Source organism: Rufibacter roseolus (assembly GCF_017916365.1).
Lineage (GTDB): Bacteria > Bacteroidota > Bacteroidia > Cytophagales > Hymenobacteraceae > Nibribacter > Nibribacter roseolus.
Genome location: NZ_JAFMSU010000002.1, coordinates 843,238 through 866,803 on the forward strand (window position 1 = coordinate 843,238; position 23,566 = coordinate 866,803).

The window sequence follows — 23,566 nt, forward strand, 5'->3', positions numbered from 1 at the left end:
ACAGCCATGAACAAAGACAACCAAGACTTCTTCTGGCCCAGTTACGTGGACCTCATGACGGCGCTTTTCCTCATCATGCTGGTGCTGTTTGTGTTAAGTTTCAAGATGTTCACCGATAAATCATCGGAGAACCTCCGCAACATTGCCCGCCTGCAGGTAGAGGTACAGGAGAAACGAAAACTAGACGAGATTAAAGCCGCCCTTTCCCGCCTGGACAGTCGCTACTTCCAGTACAACGAGAAGTACAAACGCCACGAGTTGCTGGTGGATGTGCTCTTTGAGCAAAGCAGCGCCACTATTCCGCAGCGGTCTCTGGTACCCTTGCGCCGGGCCGGGCAGGAATTGAGCCGGGTGGTGAACTCCGTCAAAGGCGCCGATGTAAAGTACCTCATTGTGATTGATGGCCGTGCCGCCAGTTTCCCCCGCGGAGACGCCCGCAACATCACCCAGCGCGAATACGCCCTGGAACTGAGTTATAAACGCGCTTTGGCCTTGCTGCAGTTCTGGCGAAACGCCGGCATCAGATTTCCCAAGGAACGGATAGAACTCATAGCCTCTGGCAGTGGCTTTGAAGGCGCCGGCCGTACCGGCGACGTGCGGGACCGCCGTTTTGTGATCCAGATCCTGCCCAAAGTAGGTACGCTGGAGACAAGGCAGGTTAGGTAAAAAGTAAAATTGTAATAATCAGAAACCAGAAAAGCCGCTGCAACCTAAATTGCAGCGGCTTTTCTTTTCTAGCCTTTTTTCAATAAAACAGCTTTAAAACGCCTCCGCGAAGGAAAAGTAGATGTACATGCCCTCCTTAGAAAAAGCCACGTCTCCGCGCACCACCATGCCTTCGTCGTTAAGCCTGTAGCGCAGGCCAGCGCCGCCGGCCAGGTGGAACTGGTCCACGGCAAAGTCTGGGATTCTTTTGGAGACCTGGCCGGCTCCGCCGAACAATGCGCCGCCAATGCGCCCTTTGATAGGAAACCGGTAGTCTACCTGGCCCACAATAGCGTCTTCATCCCGAAAACGACCTTCCAGGAAACCGCGCATCACGTTCACGCCGCCCAGGGTAGCCAGGTGCTGGAAAGGCGCATCGCCAACGGTGAAGGTAAAGAGTCCCTGCATAGCTAATACTCCCGGCCCTATACCCGACATATATTTCCTAAGGTCCAGTCGGTAGCGGGTAAAGTTGTTTTCTCCGCCCAGGTACTTCCCGAAAAATAAAGCCGAGAACTGGTGGTAATGCCCTCTCTTGGGGGTATAATTGTTGTCACGGCTATCAATCATCAGTACTGGTCCAATCCCCGAGGAAACCACGCCTTCGCTTCCTATGATGTTTTTCTGCGCCAACTGTCCGCCTTCCTGTATTTCTGGCAGGGTCTCGTGTTTGAATTCATAACGAGCGCCCAGGAACACTTTAGCAAATATCTTCTGGTCAAACTGCCCGAAGAAGTTGATGGTACGGCTGGTATAGGGTTCTTCGGCTTCCTCGGGGCTATTGTTCCCGATTCCGTAGAAGAAGTAAGGATAGTTGTTGTATTCCGCCTGTCCGTACAAATGCTGGCCGTTGTGTTGGCGCCAAACATCCGCGGAGAGGGCCGTGAGGATTTGCTTTCTGGTGGTGTACACCAGCGTGGGAGAGTACAGGTCAGGCCGGTCATCAGGGAATTGTCCTTTTGATTTCCGCACGTGCACCAGTTTCACCCCAAAACCGAACTGCGTCTCTGGGGTGTAGTAGGCCACCGGATAGACATTCAGCTTCCGGTAAGCGGGCGCCACTGAATCCTGGGTTGCGGTGCTTTGGCCTACAGAATCCCGGGCCAGGGAATCAGCAGGAGTCTCCGTGGTAATCTGGGCGAAAGAAGCCAACGGCAGGGCGAATAGCGCCAGCAAAAGTAGTTTTGTTTTCAAAGGCGTTCTTGTTGGTTGTCTCGGGTTCTATACGTGTTTACCACAATTTATATATAGAAAACCTGCAGAATTATTCATTTAATCTCCTGTAAAGCAACATTTTTAATCTGGTGAGGGGAGGCTCTATGATTTATTGGTCCTTTTTGGTGCTTCACAAGGTCTAATGCAGATTATTAGCACAAAAAATGCTTTAATGAAATAAGTAAGTAAATGACCAAAGCAGCAGGGGAGATAAAGCGGTCATTCTGTTTAGTCGCCGTTTTCTTGAGATCGACTTTAAAACAGGCCAATGGTTACTGGTGTGTTAAAAGGCCAAACTAATTAGTACCAGACCGTGGCTCCTCATGATGCGGCTACCCCCGTTTTGACCAAATTTATAGGAAAACAGACCTAAAACAGGATTGTGCGGTGACCTAGCTCCCATGGAACAATGCTCTGCATTTTTTTAACTAATTTTCCCCGATGAACGCTGAAGAACTGGTGGCAATCACTGCCCAACACGTAGAAAAACTATTCGCTGGCGAGGGTTCTGGTCATGACTGGTGGCACATTAAAAGGGTTTGGCAGAACGCCATGTCCATAGCCCAACAGGAAAACGCCGACCTTACCGTTGTGCAGTTGGGCGCCCTACTCCATGACATCGCCGATTGGAAATTCAACGCCGGAGACGAGGAAGCCGGTCCCAGGGCCGCCCAAAAATGGCTGAAGGAGCGGGGTGCCCCCGAGGACCTGATCCAGAAAGTATGTCAGATCATCAGGGAGGTGACTTTCAAAGGCGCGGGCGTTGACACCACGCCTTCAACGCTGGAGGGCAAAGTGGTACAGGACGCTGACCGACTGGATGCCATTGGGGCTATTGGGATTGGGCGGGCTTTCGCCTACGGCGGGCACAAAGGACGCGAGATGTACCACCCTGGGCAGGAACCGCGTTTACACGCTTCTTTTGAAGAATACAAGAAAAACCAGGGACCTACACTCAACCATTTCTACGAGAAGCTTTTCCTGCTCAAAGACCGCTTCTCCACGGCCGCTGGTCGTCGATTGGCCCAGGAAAGACATGCCTACATGGAACAATTTGTAGCGCAATTCCTGATGGAATGGCACGGGGAAGAAGTTCCGCCCGCCGCTTTTCAACTCACCACTAAAGCCGATTAGGATAAAGTCTCAAGTACCTTACATGAATATAAACCTAAAGGCAGCCTTGTTGGGCATCGCATTCTCCGGCCTCAGTTCTGTGGCCGTGGCCCAGCGCGATTACCAGAGTTATGAGCAGCTCACCGCCCGGCTGCAGAAACTGAGTTCCCGCTACAGTAAACTGGTTTCGCTCACCACCGTGGGAAAAACCGCCACCGGCAAAGAGATCTGGCTCTTGACCATGGGCCGCGACAATGCCGCAAACAAACCTGCCATTGTGGTTGCCGCGGGCGTGGAAGGCACCCAACTTGCCACCACCGAACTAGCCGTGCAGATGGCCGAACAGATGCTTCAGGGCGCCGTTCTGCAGGACTCGGTGCGCGATCTTTTATTGAGCAAGACCTTCTACATCTTCCCCAACCTCAACCCGGATGCCTCTGAGCAGTACCACGAGAAGCTTCGCTGGGAGCGGTTCGGCAACGCCCAGCCCATAGACGATGACCGGGACGGCCGCATGTTTGAAGACCCGTACGAGGACCTGAACAAAGACGGCCTCATCACCATGATGCGCGTCAAGAATCCCACCGGACCGTTCCGTCCCGCGGATGAAGACCCAAGGGTTATGGTGAAGGCCGATGTCTCCAAAGGCGAGAAAGGCGGTTACCTGCTTTACACCGAGGGCATTGACAACGACAAAGACGGCAAGTGGAACGAAGACCCCGAAGGCGGTGTGATGTTCAACCGGAATTTCACCTTTGACTATCCTTATTTCCAACAGGGGGCCGGCGAGCATCCCATGTCTGAACGTGAAACCAAAGCCTTCGCGGATTTCATGTACGAGGCCAGGAACGTGTACGCAGTCTTTGTCTTCGGGCCGGCCAACACCCTCACTGAGCCCCTGCGGTATGACAAAGCCGCCGCCTCCAAGCGCATCGTGAGTGGTTTGCTGGAGAAAGATGCCGCCGTGAACAGCCAGATTTCCAAGCTTTATAACAGAACCATCCAGCCTAAAAACGCCCCCCGTGTAGCACCTTCGCCCGGCGATGTGTTGCAGTGGGCGTATTTCCATTATGGAAGGTTCAGCTACAGCACGCCCGGCTGGTGGACCCCGCCTATAGAGGCATCTAAAGACACCACTGGTGGCAAAAAGCCGCAGGCTCCCTCTGAGCATGATGACGTTAATTTCCTTCGCTGGGCAGAGGCCAATGATATGGCCGGTGTTTTTGTGAACTGGAAACCCATTAAGCACCCTGATTTCCCGGATCAGGAGGTAGAGATTGGCGGCCTGGCACCTTACGTGAAACAAACCCCACCAGTGCGCACCTTAGGCCCGATTGCCACCAAGCACTTCCAGTTTTTCTCGGCTTATGCTAAATGGATGCCTTCTCTGCAGATCGTGAACATCAGCTCAGAGAAAGTGGCCGGCGGCCTCACCCGCATCACCGCCGACGTATACAACCAGGGCTCCCTGCCCACTCATTCAGAGATAGGAGACAAGTCAAGATGGGTGCAGAAAGTGAAGGTGACCCTTAAGCTGAGCGATAACCAGGAAGTGGTCTCGGGTAATAAAATCCAGCTGAGCAACGCGTTGGCGGGCGGCGAGAAGTTCCAGGTTTCCTGGCTCGTGAGTGGAAAGGGCTACGTCTCCATCATCGCCAGCAGTCCCACTGCCGGCAAACAAACCAAAGAAGTCTTCCTCCGCTAGTACCTGCCATGAAGAAAAGAATTTTAACTATCGCCTTTCTGTCAGCCTGCTTGTTTTCAGGGCTGATTTCGGAAACCAAGGCCCAAACGGCAGACCAAGTTTTCAGGGCTGCCGGCACTCCCCAGGCCCCTAAGGTAACCGTGAGTTGGAACCGGTACTATGACTATGACGGCCTCACCGAGATATGCGCTAAATTGGCCAAAGCCCACCCGAATTTGGTGAAGATGGAAACCATCGGTGATTCCTACGAGGGCCGACGTATCTGGGTGCTCACCATCTCTGATTTCAACACCGGCGACCCGGACCGGAAACCGGCCATGTACATTGATGGGAACATCCACTCAAATGAGATCCAAGGCTCTGAATTTGCCTTGTACACTGCATGGTATTTGGTAGAGAACTTCCATGACAACAAGTTCATCCAGGAGCTGTTGCAGCAGAAGACGTTCTACATCATCCCCACCATCAACCCGGATGCGCGGAACCATTTCATGCACCAGGCCAACTCGCCGCACTCGCCCCGTTCCGGCATGATTCCCCTGGACGATGACGGTGACGGTTTGGTGGACGAGGACCAGCCCGACGACCTGAACAAAGACGGGCACATCACCTTTATGCGCCGCAAATCACCTAACGGGCGGTACATCCAGGATCCGCAGAACCCGCTTCGGCTCATCCCGGCCAAACCTGACCAACCAGGCCAGTATGAACTGCTGGGCTACGAAGGCTTGGACAATGACGGTGATGGCAAAGTGAACGAAGATCCGCCCGGCTACTATGACCCTAACCGCGATTGGGGCTGGAACTGGCAGCCAGATTACATTCAACGAGGCGCCTACAAATACCCGTTCTCCATCCCCGAGAACCGGGCGGTGAAAGACTTTGTGCTGCGCCACCCCAACATCGCGGGCGCACAGAGCTACCACAACAATGGCGGCATGATTTTGCGTGGCCCTGGAGCGGAAGAAGACCAGAACACCTATAACCGAGACGACAACCAGGTATATGACCTGCTGGGGAAATACGCTGAGCAGATTATTCCCGGGTACACCTACATGGTGGTATACAAAGACCTGTACTCCGCCTTCGGGGGGGAACTTGATTGGTTTCATGGTGCCCGCGGCATCTTCACGTTCTCCAACGAGCTTATGTCGCCGTACCTGCAATTTGACCGCAAGGGCACCAGCTCCGCAGACCGTGAAGCAGAACAATACGACTTCAACCAGATGCTCTTGTTCAATGATGCCTTTGTGGAGTGGACGCCTTTTGACCACCCCACCTACGGCAAAGTGGAAATAGGAGGCTTCAAGAAGAACTATCCCAGGGCGCATCCGGGCTTTTTACTGGAAGAAGATGCCCACCGCAACATGGCTTTTACCGTGTACCAAGCGTTCCAGTTACCGCAGTTGGTGATCCAGGATGTACAGACCCGTAAATTGCCCCACGGCCTAACGGAGGTGACGGCCACCGTGGCCAATACCCGCATCATTCCCACACACTCCAGCCAGGACCTGAAATACAGAATTGAGCGGCCAGACTATATCTCCCTGCGGGACTCCACCGTAGTAGCTGGCATGGTGCTGGAGAACGCTGACCTGAACTTGGGTAAAGAGCAGAAACTGAACCCGGCCCGTTTGGAAATTCCTAACATCCCGGGCATGGGCTACATCAAAGCCCGCTGGATTGTGAAGGCCAACAAGCCAAACCTTTTGGTCGAAGTTGATAGCCGAAAAGGAGGGGTGGTAAGCCGCCGTTTTGAGCCTGATTCAAAGAATACACCCTAAAAACAGAAAGGGCGGCCCGGTGGGTCGCCCTTTCTGTTTTTAGGGTGTAATTGTTGCTTATATAGACTGGTAATAAGTAACTGCTTTAACCAGGTCTGCCTCTGAAGACATGGCCAGTTTCTGGCTGGAAATAAAGGATTTAATTTGGTCCGCTTTTTCCGGAAACGCCTCTAAAAGGGATTTTTTGTTCAGCTTCACCTTCTTCATTTTGCCGTTTGCCACCACGTAATAACTGGTCTCATCTACGATCTCGTCATAAGTTTGACCTGCGCTGTACGGGCCTTTGAAGTTGGCTTCTATTTTCTTTTTAGCAATCCTTTTCACTACGGTTGCCTTTCCGTTCTGGCTGTCATACAGCACGGCAAAAAAAGCATCTGCCAAAGCTGGGTCAAGCTCGCGGGCTTCTTTTATTCTTCTGAACTCCAATTTGTCTCCTGCAGGCGCTTCCATACGGAAAGAAATGACAGGGAGGGTACTGATCTGGAGCGTGTCTTTCGTTTGGGGAATCACCGCCACCAGAAGGTTGGAGAATACATCGTATTTCAGCTTCAGGTCTTTGAAGAGCTCGGTTTTACCGGTGTTTCCTGCCTTGATTTCAATCTCGCCCGGTAACCAGGCCTCCATAAAATAGGGGCTTCCTTTAACACCTTCGTACCTGTTGTCAAATATCCGCACGTTAGCGGCATTTCCCCCGGCTGCCAAGGTATTCAGGTTCATCTGGGCGGCCATTCCCTGCGGAGCGTTGGTTTGGGAGAAACCAAGGGCGGAATAAGTTAATCCTAAGGTAAATACACAGAGGCTTTTGGCGTTAAATTTCATAAGGGTAAACAGGTAGAGCTGGTTTTATCTGTATACCAATGTATGATTTTTCTAGGAATAACCAAAAAATTGGGAGCCGCGCTTCAGAATTAGCTTATTTTGTGGCAGAACTTCATTCCATTTTTCCTATGATGCCCCTTATGAGAAAAAGTGTTTTATTCTTCCTATTGATTATTTTCTGCAGCGTTTTGGCCTCATCCTGTAGACCAGCCTGTCCCATTTCCTCCTGCCAAACCCGCATGGTTCACCGCCATGGGGAGGGTGAGTACAGAGGCATGCCCTGGTATAAAAAACAGAATCCCAGAATAGGCGAGAAGCTCCCCAAAAACTCAAAAGCCATGCAGAAGGAACTGGACGGAAAGAGTGGCCGGAAGAAGGGCAAAAATTAGCAAATCACTATCTTTTTTCGTAAATTGCAGGCTTACAAATAGTACAAATTTTAAGCTCTATTGAAGTAAAATGGCAGAAAACGAGCGGATAATTCCCATTAACATAGAAGACGAAATGCGCGGGGCGTACATTGACTATTCAATGTCCGTTATTATTTCCCGGGCCCTTCCGGATGTGCGCGATGGCTTGAAACCAGTGCACCGCCGCGTGTTGTATGGGATGTCTGAATTGGGAGTTTCCTATAACAAAGCATACAAGAAATCGGCCAGGATTGTGGGGGAGGTATTGGGTAAATACCATCCGCACGGCGACTCATCCGTTTACGACACCATGGTGCGGATGGCGCAGCCCTGGTCTTTGCGCTATCCCCTGGTAGATGGTCAGGGTAACTTCGGGTCCATTGACGGTGACTCACCGGCGGCCATGCGTTACACCGAGGCCCGCCTGAAGCGCATCGCCGACGAGTTGCTGGCCGACCTGGAGAAAAACACCGTTGACTTCGTTCCTAACTTTGACGATTCCCTGAAGGAGCCCAGCGTTTTTCCGGCGAAATTCCCAAACCTGCTGGTTAACGGAACTTCGGGGATTGCGGTAGGGATGGCCACCAACATGGCGCCTCACAACCTCACCGAGGTAGTGAACGGTACCATCGCCTTTATTGAAGACCCTGAGATCAGTGTGGCTGACCTCATGAAGTACATCACCGCGCCAGACTTCCCAACGGGAGGTATCATCTTCGGGTATGACGGAGTAAAGAATGCCTTTGAGACGGGCCGTGGCCGTGTGATTGTGCGGGCCAAAGCCGTGATTGAGACCTCTAAAACAGGCAAGGACCAGATCATTGTTACCGAGATCCCTTACATGGTGAACAAGGCGGCAATGATTGAGAAAACTGCCGCCCTCATCAACGAGAAGAAAATTGAAGGTATCTCTGACCTGCGTGATGAGTCTGACCGCGAGGGTCTGCGCATTGTGTATGATTTGAAAAGAGACGCTGTGCCAAACGTGGTGTTGAACAACTTGTTCAAATACACGCAGCTGCAGTCGTCCTTCGGGGTGAACAACGTGGCGCTCGTAGGTGGTCGCCCAATGACCCTGAACCTGAAGGATCTGATCAAGCACTTCGTGGACCACCGCCATGAAGTGGTGATCCGGAGAACCGAGTTTGAGCTGGAGGAAGCCCGCAAGCGCGCGCACATCCTGGAAGGCTTGCTCATCGCCCTGGATAACCTGGACGAGGTCATCAACCTCATCAGAGCTTCCCGCGATCCGGAAGTGGCCAGAACAGGCTTGATCGAAAGATTCCAGTTGTCTGACATCCAGGCAAGGGCTATTCTGGAGATGCGTCTGCAGCGCCTTACCGGCCTGGAGCGCGACAAGATCATGAAGGAGTACCAGGAGATCAAAGACCTGATTGATTACCTGACCCGCGTTCTAGCCGATGAAGGCTTAAGAATGGAGATCATCAAACAAGAGCTGACAGATATCCGGGACCGTTACGGCGATGAGCGCCGCACGGCCATTGAGATGGTATCCAGCGACATTTCCCTGGAGGACATGATCCCGGATGAGAACATGGTAATCACCATTTCGCACGAAGGATACGTGAAAAGAACGCCGCTCACTGAGTACCGCAGCCAAAGCAGGGGCGGGGTTGGTTCAAGAGGCGCCGCTACTTCAAAACAGGATGACTTCACTGAACACTTGTTTATTGCCAGCACCCACAACTACCTGCTCATCTTCACCGAAGCCGGTAAAGTATTCTGGCTCAAAGTGTACGAAGTGCCGGAAGGCGGAAAGACTACCAAAGGCCGCGCCATCCAGAACCTCATTAATATTGAGAAAGAGGACAAGGTACGCGCCGTAATTAACGTGAGCGGCCTTAAAAACCCAGATTACGTCCTCAACAACTACCTGGTGTTCTGTACCGAGCAGGGAACCATCAAGAAGACGCCATTGGAGGCTTATTCAAGACCAAGACAAGCCGGTATCCAGGCCATTACCATCAACGAAGGTGACCGCCTGCTGGACGTGCAGCTAACCAACGGAGCCAATGACGTGATCATTGCCCTGCGTTCTGGCCGTGCCGTACGGTTCAACGAGGAGAAAGTGCGTACCATGGGTCGTACTGCGGCTGGGGTAAGAGGGGTGACGCTGGCCGGAGAAGACGACAAAGTAGTTGGTATGGTTTGTGTACATAACCCTGATACCAACTTGCTGGTAGTATCTGAAAAAGGCTTTGGCAAGCGTTCATCGCTGGAAGAGTACCGGATCACCAACCGTGGCGGTAAAGGAGTGAAAACCCTGAATGTAACTGAGAAAACCGGTCACCTGGTAGCCATCATGGGTGTGATTGACTCAGATGACATCATGATCATCAACCGTTCAGGTATCACCATCAGGTTACGCGTGGCAGATTTAAGAATCATCGGGCGAGTATCACAAGGGGTGAGACTAATCAGGCTGAACGAAGGAGACGAGATTTCATCTGTAGCCAAGATTGAGGTAGAAGACAAAGCAGAAGTAGTAGTAAGCGAGTCTGATTTGCCAATAGCCGAGTTGCCGATTGATGAGGCCCTGAACCCTGAAGACATGATTGACCCGGCGGAAGATGACGAAGAGGATGAAGTACTGGAAGATGACATCATTGACCCGGAAACCTCCACTGACCTCCTGGACCCTGATACGCTGAGTGAGAACTAAATTTTAAAAATTCCAGTTTTTAGAGAAAAAACACAAACAACCTATATTTCTAACCTAACGAAAGCAATGAAAAAGTTTCTTTTAACAGCAGCCGCGTTGGTGTCCATGCAAGTGGCAATTGCGCAGACTTCTGCCGTAACAAGTGCCATCATGTACCAACAGAAAGGTACCTTAGACAAGGCGAAAGAAGAGATTGACAAAGCCGTTGTGCACGAGAAAACCGCCAATAACGCTAAAGCCTGGTATTACAAAGGCGTGATCTACTCAGATATGGCTAACCACCCTATCTATGGTAAACTGATGGATCCGGCTGAGGCTTCTAAGCAGGCTTATGAGGCTTTCTCTAAAGTTCCTGCCCTGGAAACGAAGAAAAAGGAATTCACCGATGAGGCCAACAAGCGCAAAGAGGTGCTGGTGAACAATATGTATGCCTATGCCCTGAACGCTGGGGTAGAGAACTACAACAACAAAAAGTTCGCTGAGGCTCAGAAAGCGTATCTGCAGGCTATCACCTACAAGCCAGAAGATACCACTGCTTACATCTATGCCGCTTACGCTGCTGCCGGTGCAGAAGATTATGCATCCGCTAAACAACTGTACACTCAGTTGGTAGACAAGAACCTGGCTTCTCCTGCCGTGTATGGTCAGTTGCTGTACATCGCCAACAACGTTGAGAAAAACGAGAAAGAAGCTTTAGCTGTGTTAGAAAAAGCCCGTGCCAAATACCCTAACGACAAGAACTTCATGCTGCAGGAACTTGACCTGTACCTGAAAACTGGTCGTGAGAAAGAAAGCATGGACAAACTGAATGCCGCTATCGCTGCAGATCCAAACAACGCTAACCTGTACACCGTTCGTGGTAACATCCTGGAGAAACTGAACAAAGGCGATGAGGCCCTTGCTTCTTACAAGAAAGCCGCTGAAATTGACCCAGCAAACTTTGATGCCCAGTATAACCTGGGAGTTTACTACTTCAACAAAGGCGCTAACCTGAACAACAAAGCCAACAAAATGAGCCTGGCCGAGTACCAGAAAAACGGTAAAGCTGTTCAAGCCGAAGCCAAGAAGTTTTTCTCTCAGGCAATGCCTTACTTTGAGAACGCTTTGAAAGCCCAGCCAAAAGACCGTACCACTGTGCAGTCTCTGCTGAAGGTATACACTGCCTTAGACAGACCAGCTGACGCAAAACGCATGGATGCTTTGCTGCAGACCTTGTAAGAAATACAACCAAAAGAAAGGGGCTCTTGTAGCCCCTTTTTTTATGCCCTTTTTATAAAAACAGGTCAGAAATAAAAACAGGGGTAAACATGGTGAGGTAAAATCCAGTAGTTTAGGCCAAACGAATTCAATATGCCAGCAGAAAAGAGAATCGCCATCATAGCCCACGATGGCAAGAAAGCAGAGATGGTAGCTTTTGTAAAAGACCACTCCAACCTGTTCCAGAACACACAATTGGTAGCTACCGGCACCACCGGGCAGTATGTAGAGCAGACGGGCCTTAAAGTGAAAAAGCTTTTATCCGGTCCCAAAGGGGGAGATGCCCAGATTGCCAGCCTGGTAGCCGAAGGCAAGATTCTGGCTGTGCTGTTTTTCCGAGACCCGTTGGGTAAACACCCCCATGAACCAGATGTACAGATGCTCATGCGACTTTGTGACCTGCACAACGTACCCCTGGCCACCAATCCATCAGCAGCCCGCTTAATGGTAAAAGGCCTTGAAGTTGAAATGCTGAGCAATAAAAACAACCCGTTAGAGATAAGCCAAAAGGGAGGTACAACCTAAGTTTTCTAATCAAGTACATCTTACTTGTACAAACTTGATTAGATACATGAAAAGGAAAATAGATTATTTTTTGGGGTTGCTGCTTTTCCTGTTACTTGCGGCCTGTAGCCCGGTAAGGGTGGCCAATACAGAAGCCGCCCCTGATTTCACGCTTTCCAATTACAAAACCTTTGGTTTCCTGGAGGTGAATGCAGATTCTTCTAAGTTGGAGATTCCGGCAGAGCATATCGCAGCGCTGCAAAGGGAGGTATCCAACCAGTTGCAGAAGCGAGGTTTAACCATGGCTACATCAAACCCAGATCTTCTGGTGAACCTGGGCGTAGTGGTACAGGAGAAAAAGCAGACCCGGCAAACCGATTTCAGAACGGATGCACCCTATTACATGGGTCAGAGAAGGTATACCTGGCGCAGCAAGGAAGTAGAGGTGGGACGCTACAAACAAGGAACCATTTCAGTACACCTGGTGGACCGGACCCAGAATAATTTGGTCTGGAGCAGCCAAGCAGAGTCTGTGGTGCCCTCCAACAACGCCAAAGTACAGGAAAGAATAGCCGAAGGAGTGGAGAAACTCTTTGAATCACTACCGACTTCAACTCAGTAGAGAAGTTGGCAAATGAGTTAAAGGAGTCCGGGCTTCTTTTTTTATGTTAAATAACTAAAACGCCTTTTATTAAATTAAGAGGCGTTTTAGTTTGATAAGACAAATGATCAAATCTCTGTTTTTCGCGTGTTATTTGGAGAACTGGGCAAAAACAAAGGACTCGGTAAACTAAGCATTCTGCAGGCTATCGATAAACTCGTCAAGGGTGTCTTTGCTGTAGCCAATGCGGCGGGCATATTCCAGGCACAGATTATACTCCGCTTTGTCTATTCTGCCATCCTGAAGCACCATCATGACCAGGCTTTGCAGTTCCATTGTTTTTTGCAGCCCATCCTCGGGGATGATAAAAGAGAGCACGGGCAGGTTATCAGCAATAGGAGTGGTATCTTCTTCTGTTAGGCTCAGCCTTCTTCCTATGGAAACCAGGAAATCGCTTTCCTGCTGGTCCAGGTAATTATCTGCGACAGCCACTAAGACCAGGTTCTGGAAAAATGCAAGCTTCTTTTGTTTTGTATTCAGGAGTTCATCAAAGGATCTCTGTGTAGCCATGGTTAAACATTTTGATTTCCTTAGTGCCTACCGTAAAATGAAAGGGAAAGTTGTGGGTTCAGTATAAACACCATGATTAAGTTAGGAGAGCTGAAAACTGTAGACGATCAAGTTAGTAAATGCTTTTTAGTAAACTCACTGATTCAAAGCCAAAGCCTTAGGTGATAGCCATGCAGTAAAAACCCAAATAGCAGTTACAGTCTCTTTAGAAATAAAAGCACGTTACATACGTGCTTTTTCTATGTGGTTATATTATTGACTTAATGTTGTGATTCAATATGCCCAACAATGCCAAACAGTTAAAGAATACTAAAAGGTAAATAGGAATGTCCAACAAAAGTAGATCCCAAATAGGAGAAGAAATAGATAGGAGATTAAAGGTTTATCTAAGTACAAAGGAACTTCTTTTTTATTTACTTAACATAATATAAATTATAAGACTTTTAAATAAGACAAATTACAAAGACTTATAGCTTATTATATGTTAAATAGAGATTCATAATCAATCCAACCACTTTATTCATCTTTAAACACGGTGAGGCTAACAACTCACCACAACGTTCATTATCTGTAGTGATAAAATATTCCTTTGTAGAACGGCGTCCATACAGCGGCTTTCTGGCCACAGGCTTTCAGGCCTTCGTTGGCCCAGGTGTTACAGGTATAAAATAGATTGTAGCTTCCTGTTGCTTCGTAGAAAGCATCATTCTGGCCGTAGTTTGCATCTGTTTTTATGTGAATGGTATTCCCGTGCTCGTCCAAATCAAACCGTTGCTGGATAAATTTCACCAATCTTCCGTACTGTTCCCGGCTGATGTCTATCCTGTGGCAAGCCTCGTTTTCTGGCATGGTCTTGTAAAAAGTTGCATGAATGGCCGATGCACTCAGACCCGTCATCGCTTTGAAAGCCACACTCGCCTTCAAATCAGCCCAAGTGGGCGTCTCCAGGTAAAAGCCTTTGTCACCCCACCCGAAGGCTATAAAGTTTGCCGTGGTGTCTTTGCCTGCGGTATGGTCATATTTAACATAATTACGCCAATCATAGACCTCGTTCTTCACCGGTACTACTAAGTCGGTATGCACTCCGTTAGTCAGGATGTAAATGGAAACCTCTTTCCTGGTTTCAGGCTCTGCAGCTACGCTCATCCTGGACAGCACAAACGCAACCACGAAATAAACCAGCACCAGCGACAATAAGACCAGGAAAACGTATCCTGAGGTGATTAAGGCAGATTTCAATATAAAGGTATTTCAATAATGGAGATCCGAAAGATAGGCCTTTCCGCTTGAACCACAAGAAACCTCACTCACCTTCATGCCATCTGGCATAAGAACAGTCAATAAATCTCTTTTTGCCTGGAGAGCCATTACATTCCGTTTAAAGGTTGTTTTAGATTAAATGGATTGAATACAATATCCTAAATCTAAATAGCATGAGTATTTACCCCCATACCTTACCAGATGCAGTAGATTCCTTACTTTTGCAGCTTCATTTGAATTCCAATTCCCTAGCGCAACCTCCTTCATGAAATTTGATACCGCCTCGCTTACGCACCTTTCCATCCACCACGTGGGTAACAAAGGACTGGAACAGAAACTGACCTTATCAGAGAACACCTTTGATTTTGGCGACAGCCTTACCGAAAAACTGGAGAAGTTCTTCCTGGGTAAGTTTGCCCAGGCGCACGAGCGGTTCAGATTCTCGCACCCTTCATCGCTGCAGTTCAATGAGGTGTACAGCTACGCCGAGAACATCTTCGCTGATAAGGAGTCCTTCCATGAGAACTCCCGCAACATCGCGCGTCACCTGTTTGAAAGCACCACGCACCCCAAAATCAAACCCGGTGAGCTGTACGTGGCCCATTTCATCAACTGTGAGATTGAGGAGCGCGTAGTGGAAGCCGTGGGCATCTTCAAAACTGAGGTTAAAAGCGGTTATTTTGACGTAAGTCGCAAGAACCGGGATTTCTCCATGTCTTACCTGGAGGGCATTGACTCCAACAAGTTTGACAAAGGCTGCATCATCTTCAACACCAAACCCGAGGAAGGCTTTCTGGTAGCCATCATGGACAACCAGAACCGCGGCGAGGAAGCCAAATACTGGAGCGAAAACTTCCTGGGACTAACCCAGATCAACAACGAGTTCCACCAGACCAACCACCTGCTCAACCTTACCAAAGAATTTATTTCTGAGCGCATGTCAGAGGAATTTGAGGTAGAGAAAACTGACCAGATCGTGCTGCTGAACCGGTCCGTGGAGTACTTCAACAAGCACGAGACCTTTGACAAGGAAGAGTTTGTCACTGAGGTTTTCGGGCAACCTGATCTTATTGAATCCTTCAATAACTATGACACCGAGTACCGCCAGAACTATGACATTGAACTGGAAGACAGCTTTGACATCTCGCCCCAGGCGGTGAAGAAACAAGCACGGGTTTTCAAGAGCGTGCTAAAACTGGATAAGAACTTCCACATCTACATCCATGGAAACAAAGACATGATTGAGAAAGGCGTAGACGAGGATGGCCGCAAATACTATAAGCTGTATTTTGAGGATGAGGAATAAACCTGTTCTGGCCCTGTTTTCCTAAAAACGGGGCCAGAACAGCTAAAGGCCTCCCCTTCCTTTTACTTTAATTAAAACACCGGGCTTTTTCTCTACGTCTTACCTGTAGAACGCTCAACAAAGAGCCTCAGACTTCGACCTTTTGCCTTAACCTTCTCGCATGAACCTGTTTATCTTCGCTGAACTTGACCCGCAACAGCAGACATATCTAAAGGACCTACTTCCGGCAAATATTCAACCTTATTTCTATAATGGGTTTGAAAACCAGGAAAGTGAATCTGCTTTTGCCTCGGCGGAGCTCCTGTTTGGGAACCCTCCCTCCTCCTGGTTTGCCTTAGCCCCTACTAATCTGCAATTCTGGCAATTGGAATCTGCGGGTTTTGACCAATTCAAACAGGTACAAACCAACGCAAAGGTCTCCAACATGGGTAATTTCTTCGCGGAGGCCTGTGCCGAGACTATGGTGGCCGGTATTCTGGCTTTCTACCGGGGTATTCAGGATCTGGTTAAACTGCAGCAGATACAGAACTGGCAGGGCAAAAAGATGCGCCTGAAGCTGGACCTACTTGGGCAGAAAACCGCCATTGTACTGGGGGCGGGTACCATTGGCCAGGCAGTGAAAAGGATTCTGGAAGGGTTCGGGACGAAGGTAAAAATGACTGCCCGCCAAAACCCCGCCGCCCAGATCCATTCCCTTGATGAGCTTTTCCAGCATCTGCCGCAAACAGATATCATCATCAATACCCTGCCTGGCAACCTTGACAAATACGTCTCCAGAAAATTCATCCAGACCATGAAAAAAGGCAGCCTGTACGCCAATGTGGGCCGCGGCAATACCACCGATGAAACTGAGCTAATAGAGGCTCTGCAATCCGGGCATTTGGCTGGGGCGGTGCTGGACGTCACCGAGGAAGAGCCTCTACCAAAAGGAAACCCGCTTTGGGAGATGGAGAATGTATTAATCACGCAGCACACCGGCGGTGGTCAGGCCCGTGAGGTGGAAGGTAAAATAGAGAGGTTTGTCTCTAACCTTCAACTGTTTCTGGCCGGTGAAGAGGTGCCAGACCAGGTGAACCTATCACAGGGTTACTAATCCTCCAGCGAATCTGGACTCAGAAAAAATGCAGAATAGGGTTTAAGGGCTGGTTTATTAAAAACAGGTCCAAAACATAAGGTTGATAAGACCAAAAAGCCTGTTGCTTTTAGCCTTTAACAACAAAAAAAGCGCCAACATCTTATCCAGATGCTGGCGCTTTTCATTATCAGGCATATACAAAGTTAGCTGACAATTTGCTGCAAAGGCCCTTGAACCAAGGCAGTTTGCTGGTACTCTGCGCTGTCATATTCCTCGTCGTTACGTTCCAGTAAAGTACTGGCAACTGCCAAGGCAATGGCAATCACCAACGCAGGCCAGAAGCCGCGCACTTCAAAGTTTCTCACCAGCTTGTCTACAACTTTGATGATGACTGCGGTCACTATCAATTTCACTACAAATTGCAGCAAGAACAAAGTCACCAGGTTCAATGGGAACCTAATCAGCAACCCAAGGGTGGCGTTAAGAATACCCACCAAAAAGGCAACCCAGAGGGCGGTCCAGAAACTCTTTATGGTAACCTGTGGCATTAAATACGCCAACAGCATCAGTACCCCGGCGCTCACGAGAAGGTTAATCAAGAAATCCATACTTTTTTCATAGTTTAGGTAGAACAGTATTGTATATGGGTTCCAGAATATTTAGTTCTGGTATTGCTTCTATACTGGAAAATACGGAAAGGGTTTATAGGGCAAGGTTGAAAGTCTGTATCAACTGGCTTTGCAGGACCTTCCATTCCTCCTTGTGGGTCTCGGGAAACCGCTGGTTTACTTCCAGTTCAAGGCCGGCATATTGGGTGTCTGTATAGTCTTTGCGCAGATGAGTGATAAAGCCATCGGCGGTGCCTTTGTAAGGATAATTATACCTGATCTTAATCTCCGGATTCACCATCTGCATCTGCTGGCGCCAGCGTGCGGCAAACAACTGCTCTTTTTCACGCTTAGGGTCATAGAGCAAACCAATGTCTGCTTTCCGCTCCTTGCCGTTGAGTTCAGGCGTAAAGCTGTGCACCGATACATGTATCACGGAAAAATCTTCCCGCACCCAACTGGCAATCTGCTCCTCTACCCTCTGCCGGTAAGGCTGGTAGTAATCTGCCACCACTTTCTCTGCCTCCGCGGTAGACAAAGGCAGCATAAACTCAGAGAATAATTTTGGGTGGTGCAAAGACCTGTTCAACTCCACCACCAACCTGCTGGTAGTACTGTACAGAGAGAAATCAGCTATTTTGGAGAATTTCTGGTACAGCTCTAGCGCGCCAATATCATACCCCCTATGCGTGGCAAGCACTTGCTTTGCCCCCTCAAAGGCGGCTGCAAACTCCGGAGGTATCTCATTTCCGGCGTGTTCACAAGTGACGATAACCTTCAACCGTTCGTTTTTCAAGGTGCATATAGTTGATTATGAGCCAAACAGTTAGCTAATTTTCTATATACGTCTTTGATGGCGTCAATGGAAGGCGAAGAACCTAAAATCTTCAAAATTCGCTGGGAAAGGCAGCCTTCCTGAAGGATTAACCTAATAGCTTGGCTTAGCGCCGGGGTGAAAACGGGTTCTTCCTGCACTTCCCGCCATAGGTGTTCCCAGATTTCCTGTAAGGTGGCTTTCTCACCGGCTAAACCTAAGAGCCGCAGATAATCAGCTTGCGGTACTTCCGTTTGGGGGCCGTTTTTAAGAGAAGCCAGAAAAACTGAGGCCAAGAAAGAGGTGTTAACTTTTTGCTGGTCTGGGTAGCTGCCCCACCTTTCGGAAACCAATTTCTTCAGTACCTCGGAGACCAGCGTCACAATGGCTATATCCGCCAGCGGACACTCCTGGTTGTCAATGATCCTGATTTCAATAGCGCCCCGGCTGAACCGCGCGATGGCTCCCCTGGAGTTCAGGAATTCTTCTTGCAGATCGCCTTCCGGGTCATAGGGCGCAATGGCCTGGAACATGGGCTGGAAAATCTGGGCATCATAATCTGCCTCAGAGAAAACCGCCTCCGGCACCACCTCTCCGGCAATGAGCGGAATTTTACCCTGGTTTTTCCGGTACACTTCCAGACGGGTGTCCAGCAAGCCACTGACTTTTCCGTCAAGCACCGGTGAGGCCGCGCTGACAGCCGGAATAAGCGGCAAGATCAACCTGATGGCCGCGTGCAACCGCCCGAACTCCTCATCATCTCTGAAGGGCAGGTTCAGGTGGGTGCTCTGCAGGTTTGACCAACCATGGCCCTGGCAATTGAAAATGCGGTTGTAAGCCTCGTAGATCTCACTCGCCTCGTGGGGCCAAAGCTTCGTTTCCTTGTAGGGATCCATGTACGGGTGCGCGCCCGTTGGCAACAGCATGGCGTTAAAGGGCGCCAGCAACTCATTCACCCGCTGCACCTCTCCGTGGAATTTATCGGTTAAAGAAAATAGCTCAGGAGCCGGACCGTTGGTCTTAAGTTCTAAGACGTGCAGCACTAATTCATTAGACCAGGCCATGGTGCCGCGCTCCACATCAGAAGTCAGTTCCCCCGCCTCTGCTTTGAGTACCTCATCTGAGATGGGCTTCACCTGGAGGGTATCCCGGTCCACAATCATGAATTCCATTTCTACGCCGTAGCCCTGGAATAAACCTAGTTTAGGAGAGGCGCTGCTCATTGCCGGTCAGGTTTTTTTGGCTGTCTATCCGCCGTTTAATGGATTTGAGGATGGTGAGGTACAGGTCTTTCCTGAGGATGCGGTCTTCCACGCCGTGGTCAATGTTGGGGTTATCATTCACCTCAATCACGTAGGCCTTTCCATCAATTTCCTTTACATCTACGCCGTACAAGCCGTCGCCAATGAGGTTAGCCGCCTTCAAGGCCGTATGGAGCACAAAGAACGGCACATCTTCAAACGGTACGGTCTCAAAGTTGCCGGTCACGTCTTTCTTCTTGCCTTCCCAATTGTAGATTTGCCAGTGGTCTTTGGCCATGAAGTACTTGCAGGCATAGAGCGGCTGCTTGTCCAGCACGCCAATGCGCCAATCAAAATCCGTGGGCGTGAATTCCTGCCCAATAATGAGGTCAGACTCAGACAGCATCTCCTTCAGTTGCTCTTCTAGTTCTTCCTCGGTTTTCACCTTCACCACGCCTTGGGAAAAAGAGGAATCCGGTTTCTTGAGCACGCACGGCAGCCCCAGTTCCGCCACCACCTTGCAGCAATTGTCCCTATGGATGATCATGCTTTTGGGGATGTTCACCTTGGCTTTGGAAAGCAGCTCGGCCAGGTAAACCTTGTTCGTGCACCGCAGGATAGAAACCGGGTCATCAATCACCACCAAACCCTCGGCGTGGGCCCGGCGGGCAAAACGGTAGGTATGGTGGTTCACCGAGGTGGTTTCCCTGATGAACAACGCATCAAACTCAGACAAGCGGCGGTAATCTTCCTTGGTGATCAGCTCGGTGTAGAAGCCCAGGCTCTCGGCGGCATCAATGAAATTCTGGATAGCCCGGTCATTGGAAGGCGGATCACTATCAGCGTGGTTCACCAGAATGGCTAGGTCATAGATTTTCTTGTTCGTCCGGATATTGGAGAACCGGTTACGGGCAAAATAGGCCTTCGCAAAATTGTACAGGTCCCGCAAGTGATGCTCGGGCACTTCGTTCACCGGAATTGGATTTATGCTTTCCAGTGTCCATTCTTTATTATACACAAACTGCGCCCTCAGAAGCGGGGCCTGGAAAAGGTCATGCAGCTGCTTGCTCAGTTTCTCGTACTGTTTGGCCACATTCTGCCCAAAGTAAATACTAAGGGTAAAATTCTTGGACTTGAGCTTAGATAAACTCTTTTGGATGGTCTCGTTGATCTCATCGGTGATGGCCCTTACAATGGTCTGTGATTTCAGGTCCTGGATGGTGGTCACGTTTGGGATGGCCCGGTGGCCCCTGGCTTCGGCTAAAAGCGAGACGTAATAACCACTGCTCTGGTATTTGTAAGACCGGCAAAGGTTGAAAATACGGGCGCTTTTAATTTCTGTGTAGGCCGGATCGGTGAGATAACGCTGCGCATCTACCACCTCTACATCCTCAATGTCAAGATCCCAGTCTTTGGGATTATTGACCACTACTAGTTTGCGCATGAAGGTTGGTCTGTTCTGGGGTAAGTTTAGATTTTGGTTGCGGTTCAATGGCCAAGAGGTTGGCATCATAGGTGACTATGCCCAACATAATGGCGTTAATGAGGCGCGAAATGGGTACGTTATAATAATTGTTTCCTACCAATGGGTTTTCCTGATAAGGGTCTGCCACAATCACGTGTTCTTTATCTTGTTCGTTGTCAAAGCCCGCGAGGACCACAAAATGCCCCAGAGGCTCGCCCCGCACATCGTCATAGATAGCTTCGCCTCGTTCATTGGTTCTTTCCCGGGCGCAGTTATACAGGTAGGTGGCGCTGAGCCCCGTTAAAAGTGGAATTCCCCGAGAGAAGTAATGGTCCAGCAGGCTAAGGGTAAGATCCTTGTGCAGGATCTCGCCACCCAGTTCCAAGAACTCAATGTAGGCGTGGGTGGCTACGTGCAGCTTGGCGTCTGGTTTATAGATGAGTTGTTCCCGCAGGTTGGCGATAATTTTCTCTTTGCCCAGTTTAAACCAGGTGGGGTCAAACACGTGCAGGTTATAGGTATAGATACGGGCTTTGTAGCCCCTGCGCAAGGCATGGCAACCCAACAAAACCGCCAGGGTGCCGCCCTCCTCCAGGAAAGAAACCTCAGAGATTACCTGCTCCAGCGGAAGTGAATCCTGGTAATACTGGTAAACCGCATGGAGGCTGGTGGGCCCGCAGGTAGAATCATCCGGTTGGGTAAGAATCCTTAAAGAATTTAGTAGGGTAACTGGAAGCACTTTTCTTTTGGTCTATTTGTGTCTCTTATACGTGTTTTTACGGTTGGGTTACCTAACTGTGGCCCCGTAGGCACAAACTTTCCGGCCTCCTGGGCAATGGAATTACCCCAGCTTCTTTTTCATCACTTTTTTTAGGTAGGCTTAAGTACGTTTACCTATACAATTTACCGTTTGCACCCGTGGAAATTATAATTAGATTGATATCTTTGGGAAGAGAAAGTTTTACCCTGTTACTAACTAACCTCTAGACATTTGAAAAAAGAAACTCCCCTCCGCTCAATAATTATTGATGATGATGAACTAAGCCGGATGATTCTGGAGCGTCATATAAAGGCTACTCCCAGCCTGGAACTGGTGCAAACGTTCAGCTCCAGTGTGGAGGGATTGGCCTGGTTGCTGAAGAACGATAGCGTGGACCTGCTTTTCCTGGACGTGGAGATGCCCGAGATGACCGGCATGGAACTGCTCAAGACTCTGCCCCATAAACCACAGACCATCCTCATTACCTCGCATAAAGATTTTGCCTTACAGGCTTTTGAGCTACAGGTAGCCGATTACCTTTTAAAACCTGTTGATTTCACCCGGTTTACGCAAGCGGTACTCAACGCCACCAAAAAGCTGGATACCAGAACCAACGGTACACCAGTTACCAACGGCAACTCAGAGGAGCTTTTTGTGAAGGTTGACAACAAGATTGTAAAGCTGAACCTGAACAATGTATCATTTATTGAGGCCAGAGGTGACTATGTGGTCATCAACACCGATACCAAAAAGCACATTGTCTATACTACTATGAGCGCCATTGACCAGAAACTGCCGCAAGACATGTTCCTGCGCATCCATAGGTCATTTATTATCAACCTGAAGAAAATAGAGCTCATTGAAGACGACTCAGTGTTCATGCAGGACAAGTACATTCCCATTGGTGGTTCTTACCAATCTAAGTTCTACAGCCGCCTGAACAAACTTTAGTCTTTCAATCTTCCTTATACCGAACTCCTGTTTAAGGCTCCTTTTTAACAAAAGAGCCTTCAATAGGAGTTTTTTGCTATGAAAGGATTTTTCTTTTAATTAATTTGAACATACGTTCATTCAATATAAATATAGCAGCCTATCTCAAAAAGGGTAACCCAACGCGAAACCAGCACCCAGAAAATCATTGACACAGCACTAGAGTTGTTTGCTGAACAAGGATTTGACCGCACCTCAATCAGGCAGATTGCGGCCAAGGCAGGCATTTCCCTGGGATTACTCTATAACTATTACCCAAGCAAAGAGGACCTCCTCAAAGAGATTCTGGTAAGAGGCAGGCAAGACATTCTGCAATCCTTTGAGAAGCCTGAAGGGCTTTCCCCTTATCAGTACCTGGAACACCATATCCGGACTACCTTCCGGCTGATGGAGCAGAACAAAAACTTCTGGCGCCTCTACCATAGCCTCAGGATGCAGTCTGAAGTTTTGAAGGCCTTGGAGAGGGAAGTACAAGCTGAAAACCATCTGGTGCTCCAATTGCTCTCCCAGAACCTGGCTGAGGCCGGGTCTGCGAACCCCACTATTGATGCGGTACTCATGTTTGCCACCATTGACGGAGTTGCCCAGCACTACCTCATACTCCCGGAATACCCGCTGCAGGAGGTAATAGAGAGTTACCTTATACAATTGAAGAATCATTTAGCCACTTAATCTTTACCG

Annotated in this window: 22 protein-coding genes; 13 read left to right on the forward strand and 9 right to left on the reverse strand. The window is 49.3% G+C overall.

The genetic code is table 11. From position 1 onward, the window contains the following. Positions 1–6: 6 nt before the first annotated feature. The gene (locus J3P35_RS12485; protein ID WP_210464923.1) at positions 7–666 is read left to right on the forward strand and encodes an OmpA family protein; all 660 of its coding nucleotides are present in this window, start codon (positions 7–9) and stop codon (positions 664–666) included. Positions 667–759: 93 nt separating this feature from the next. Here the strand turns inward: J3P35_RS12485 and J3P35_RS12490 are convergent, their stop codons facing one another. Next, a complete protein-coding gene (locus J3P35_RS12490; RefSeq protein WP_210464924.1) occupies positions 760–1,899 on the reverse strand; it encodes a BamA/TamA family outer membrane protein in 1,140 nt (379 codons plus the stop codon). A 462-nt stretch (positions 1,900–2,361) separates the two neighbouring features. Here J3P35_RS12490 and J3P35_RS12495 point away from each other — a divergent pair, with 462 nt between their 5' ends. From J3P35_RS12495 to J3P35_RS12505, 3 genes are read left to right on the forward strand one after another with little or no spacing between them, the layout of a single operon-like run. Then, a complete protein-coding gene (locus J3P35_RS12495) occupies positions 2,362–3,054 on the forward strand; it encodes an HD domain-containing protein (RefSeq protein ID WP_210464925.1) in 693 nt (230 codons plus the stop codon). Between the two features lie 22 nt (positions 3,055–3,076). Next, a complete protein-coding gene (locus tag J3P35_RS12500) occupies positions 3,077–4,738 on the forward strand; it encodes a M14 family metallopeptidase (protein WP_210464926.1) in 1,662 nt (553 codons plus the stop codon). A gap of 8 nt (positions 4,739–4,746) precedes the next feature. Next, positions 4,747–6,522, forward strand: a complete 1,776-nt coding sequence (locus J3P35_RS12505) for a M14 family metallopeptidase (protein ID WP_210464927.1) — start codon at positions 4,747–4,749, stop codon at positions 6,520–6,522. 57 nt (positions 6,523–6,579) lie between these two features. Here J3P35_RS12505 and J3P35_RS12510 read toward each other — a convergent pair whose 3' ends face one another. Beyond that, complete coding sequence (locus J3P35_RS12510) at positions 6,580–7,341, reverse strand: hypothetical protein (RefSeq protein WP_210464928.1); 762 nt, start codon at positions 7,339–7,341, stop codon at positions 6,580–6,582. Between the two features lie 239 nt (positions 7,342–7,580). Here J3P35_RS12510 and J3P35_RS12515 point away from each other — a divergent pair, with 239 nt between their 5' ends. The 5 genes from J3P35_RS12515 to J3P35_RS12535 all read left to right on the forward strand — a co-directional run bounded on the left by J3P35_RS12515 (position 7,581) and on the right by J3P35_RS12535 (position 12,817). Beyond that, the gene (locus tag J3P35_RS12515) at positions 7,581–7,730 is read left to right on the forward strand and encodes a hypothetical protein (RefSeq protein WP_210464929.1); all 150 of its coding nucleotides are present in this window, start codon (positions 7,581–7,583) and stop codon (positions 7,728–7,730) included. A 70-nt stretch (positions 7,731–7,800) separates the two neighbouring features. Continuing rightward, a complete protein-coding gene (gyrA, locus tag J3P35_RS12520; protein ID WP_210464930.1) occupies positions 7,801–10,434 on the forward strand; it encodes a DNA gyrase subunit A in 2,634 nt (877 codons plus the stop codon). A gap of 66 nt (positions 10,435–10,500) precedes the next feature. Next, positions 10,501–11,652: a tetratricopeptide repeat protein gene (locus J3P35_RS12525; RefSeq protein ID WP_210464931.1), complete on the forward strand. Its 1,152-nt coding sequence runs from the start codon at positions 10,501–10,503 to the stop codon at positions 11,650–11,652. Between the two features lie 132 nt (positions 11,653–11,784). Continuing rightward, entirely contained in the window at positions 11,785–12,216 is a 432-nt protein-coding gene (locus J3P35_RS12530; RefSeq protein ID WP_210464932.1) for a methylglyoxal synthase, read from the forward strand. A gap of 46 nt (positions 12,217–12,262) precedes the next feature. Continuing rightward, a complete protein-coding gene (locus J3P35_RS12535) occupies positions 12,263–12,817 on the forward strand; it encodes a DUF4136 domain-containing protein (protein ID WP_210464933.1) in 555 nt (184 codons plus the stop codon). A gap of 168 nt (positions 12,818–12,985) precedes the next feature. On the opposite strand, the gene J3P35_RS12540 is transcribed toward J3P35_RS12535, so the two are convergent. Both J3P35_RS12540 and J3P35_RS12545 read right to left on the reverse strand, forming a co-directional pair. After that, complete coding sequence (locus J3P35_RS12540; protein ID WP_210464934.1) at positions 12,986–13,366, reverse strand: hypothetical protein; 381 nt, start codon at positions 13,364–13,366, stop codon at positions 12,986–12,988. Between the two features lie 564 nt (positions 13,367–13,930). After that, on the reverse strand, positions 13,931–14,605 hold the full coding sequence (locus J3P35_RS12545; RefSeq protein ID WP_210464935.1) for a TIGR02117 family protein: 675 nt from the start codon (positions 14,603–14,605) through the stop codon (positions 13,931–13,933). Between the two features lie 286 nt (positions 14,606–14,891). Between J3P35_RS12545 and J3P35_RS12550 the strand changes: the two genes are divergently transcribed. Further along, complete coding sequence (locus J3P35_RS12550; RefSeq protein ID WP_210464936.1) at positions 14,892–15,932, forward strand: nucleoid-associated protein; 1,041 nt, start codon at positions 14,892–14,894, stop codon at positions 15,930–15,932. Positions 15,933–16,092: 160 nt separating this feature from the next. Continuing rightward, positions 16,093–17,025: a D-2-hydroxyacid dehydrogenase gene (locus J3P35_RS12555; protein WP_210464937.1), complete on the forward strand. Its 933-nt coding sequence runs from the start codon at positions 16,093–16,095 to the stop codon at positions 17,023–17,025. 185 nt (positions 17,026–17,210) lie between these two features. On the opposite strand, the gene J3P35_RS12560 is transcribed toward J3P35_RS12555, so the two are convergent. The 5 genes from J3P35_RS12560 to J3P35_RS12580 form a co-directional block, all read right to left on the reverse strand. Then, positions 17,211–17,615, reverse strand: a complete 405-nt coding sequence (locus tag J3P35_RS12560) for a phage holin family protein (protein WP_210464938.1) — start codon at positions 17,613–17,615, stop codon at positions 17,211–17,213. A gap of 94 nt (positions 17,616–17,709) precedes the next feature. Then, positions 17,710–18,411 (reverse strand): N-formylglutamate amidohydrolase, encoded by a 702-nt coding sequence (locus J3P35_RS12565; protein ID WP_210464939.1) that lies wholly within the window; start codon positions 18,409–18,411, stop codon positions 17,710–17,712. Then, complete coding sequence (locus tag J3P35_RS12570; RefSeq protein ID WP_210464940.1) at positions 18,408–19,652, reverse strand: carboxylate-amine ligase; 1,245 nt, start codon at positions 19,650–19,652, stop codon at positions 18,408–18,410. The genes J3P35_RS12565 and J3P35_RS12570 overlap by 4 nt, the downstream gene beginning before the upstream one ends. Next, positions 19,633–21,114 (reverse strand): RimK family protein, encoded by a 1,482-nt coding sequence (locus tag J3P35_RS12575; RefSeq protein ID WP_210464941.1) that lies wholly within the window; start codon positions 21,112–21,114, stop codon positions 19,633–19,635. The genes J3P35_RS12570 and J3P35_RS12575 overlap by 20 nt, the downstream gene beginning before the upstream one ends. After that, the gene (locus J3P35_RS12580) at positions 21,089–21,874 is read right to left on the reverse strand and encodes a peptidase-C39 like family protein (protein WP_317195377.1); all 786 of its coding nucleotides are present in this window, start codon (positions 21,872–21,874) and stop codon (positions 21,089–21,091) included. Before J3P35_RS12580 ends, J3P35_RS12575 begins: the two co-directional genes overlap by 26 nt. Before the next feature lie 252 nt (positions 21,875–22,126). On the opposite strand from J3P35_RS12580, the gene J3P35_RS12585 reads away from it, so the two are divergent. Together J3P35_RS12585 and J3P35_RS12590 are read left to right on the forward strand one after the other, a co-directional pair. Beyond that, positions 22,127–22,846, forward strand: coding sequence for a LytR/AlgR family response regulator transcription factor (locus tag J3P35_RS12585; protein ID WP_210464942.1), 720 nt, complete (start codon positions 22,127–22,129; stop codon positions 22,844–22,846). A gap of 186 nt (positions 22,847–23,032) precedes the next feature. Further along, positions 23,033–23,557 carry a TetR/AcrR family transcriptional regulator gene (locus J3P35_RS12590; RefSeq protein WP_317195397.1) on the forward strand — a complete coding sequence of 175 codons (525 nt, stop codon included), beginning with the start codon at positions 23,033–23,035 and terminating at the stop codon, positions 23,555–23,557. The last annotated feature ends 9 nt before the right edge of the window (positions 23,558–23,566 follow it).

Bases quoted from the DNA above. Each gene is read 5' to 3' on its own strand.
- J3P35_RS12485 (WP_210464923.1), top strand. From the start codon at position 7: ATGAACAAAGACAACCAAGACTTCTTCTGGCCCAGTTACGTGGACCTC.
- J3P35_RS12495 (WP_210464925.1), top strand. From the start codon at position 2,362: ATGAACGCTGAAGAACTGGTGGCAATCACTGCCCAACACGTAGAAAAA.
- J3P35_RS12500 (WP_210464926.1), top strand. From the start codon at position 3,077: ATGAATATAAACCTAAAGGCAGCCTTGTTGGGCATCGCATTCTCCGGC.
- J3P35_RS12505 (WP_210464927.1), top strand. From the start codon at position 4,747: ATGAAGAAAAGAATTTTAACTATCGCCTTTCTGTCAGCCTGCTTGTTT.
- J3P35_RS12510 (WP_210464928.1), bottom strand. From the start codon at position 7,341: ATGAAATTTAACGCCAAAAGCCTCTGTGTATTTACCTTAGGATTAACT.
- J3P35_RS12515 (WP_210464929.1), top strand. From the start codon at position 7,581: ATGGTTCACCGCCATGGGGAGGGTGAGTACAGAGGCATGCCCTGGTAT.
- gyrA (WP_210464930.1), top strand. From the start codon at position 7,801: ATGGCAGAAAACGAGCGGATAATTCCCATTAACATAGAAGACGAAATG.
- J3P35_RS12525 (WP_210464931.1), top strand. From the start codon at position 10,501: ATGAAAAAGTTTCTTTTAACAGCAGCCGCGTTGGTGTCCATGCAAGTG.
- J3P35_RS12530 (WP_210464932.1), top strand. From the start codon at position 11,785: ATGCCAGCAGAAAAGAGAATCGCCATCATAGCCCACGATGGCAAGAAA.
- J3P35_RS12535 (WP_210464933.1), top strand. From the start codon at position 12,263: ATGAAAAGGAAAATAGATTATTTTTTGGGGTTGCTGCTTTTCCTGTTA.
- J3P35_RS12540 (WP_210464934.1), bottom strand. From the start codon at position 13,366: ATGGCTACACAGAGATCCTTTGATGAACTCCTGAATACAAAACAAAAG.
- J3P35_RS12550 (WP_210464936.1), top strand. From the start codon at position 14,892: ATGAAATTTGATACCGCCTCGCTTACGCACCTTTCCATCCACCACGTG.
- J3P35_RS12555 (WP_210464937.1), top strand. From the start codon at position 16,093: ATGAACCTGTTTATCTTCGCTGAACTTGACCCGCAACAGCAGACATAT.
- J3P35_RS12560 (WP_210464938.1), bottom strand. From the start codon at position 17,615: ATGGATTTCTTGATTAACCTTCTCGTGAGCGCCGGGGTACTGATGCTG.
- J3P35_RS12570 (WP_210464940.1), bottom strand. From the start codon at position 19,652: ATGAGCAGCGCCTCTCCTAAACTAGGTTTATTCCAGGGCTACGGCGTA.
- J3P35_RS12575 (WP_210464941.1), bottom strand. From the start codon at position 21,114: ATGCGCAAACTAGTAGTGGTCAATAATCCCAAAGACTGGGATCTTGAC.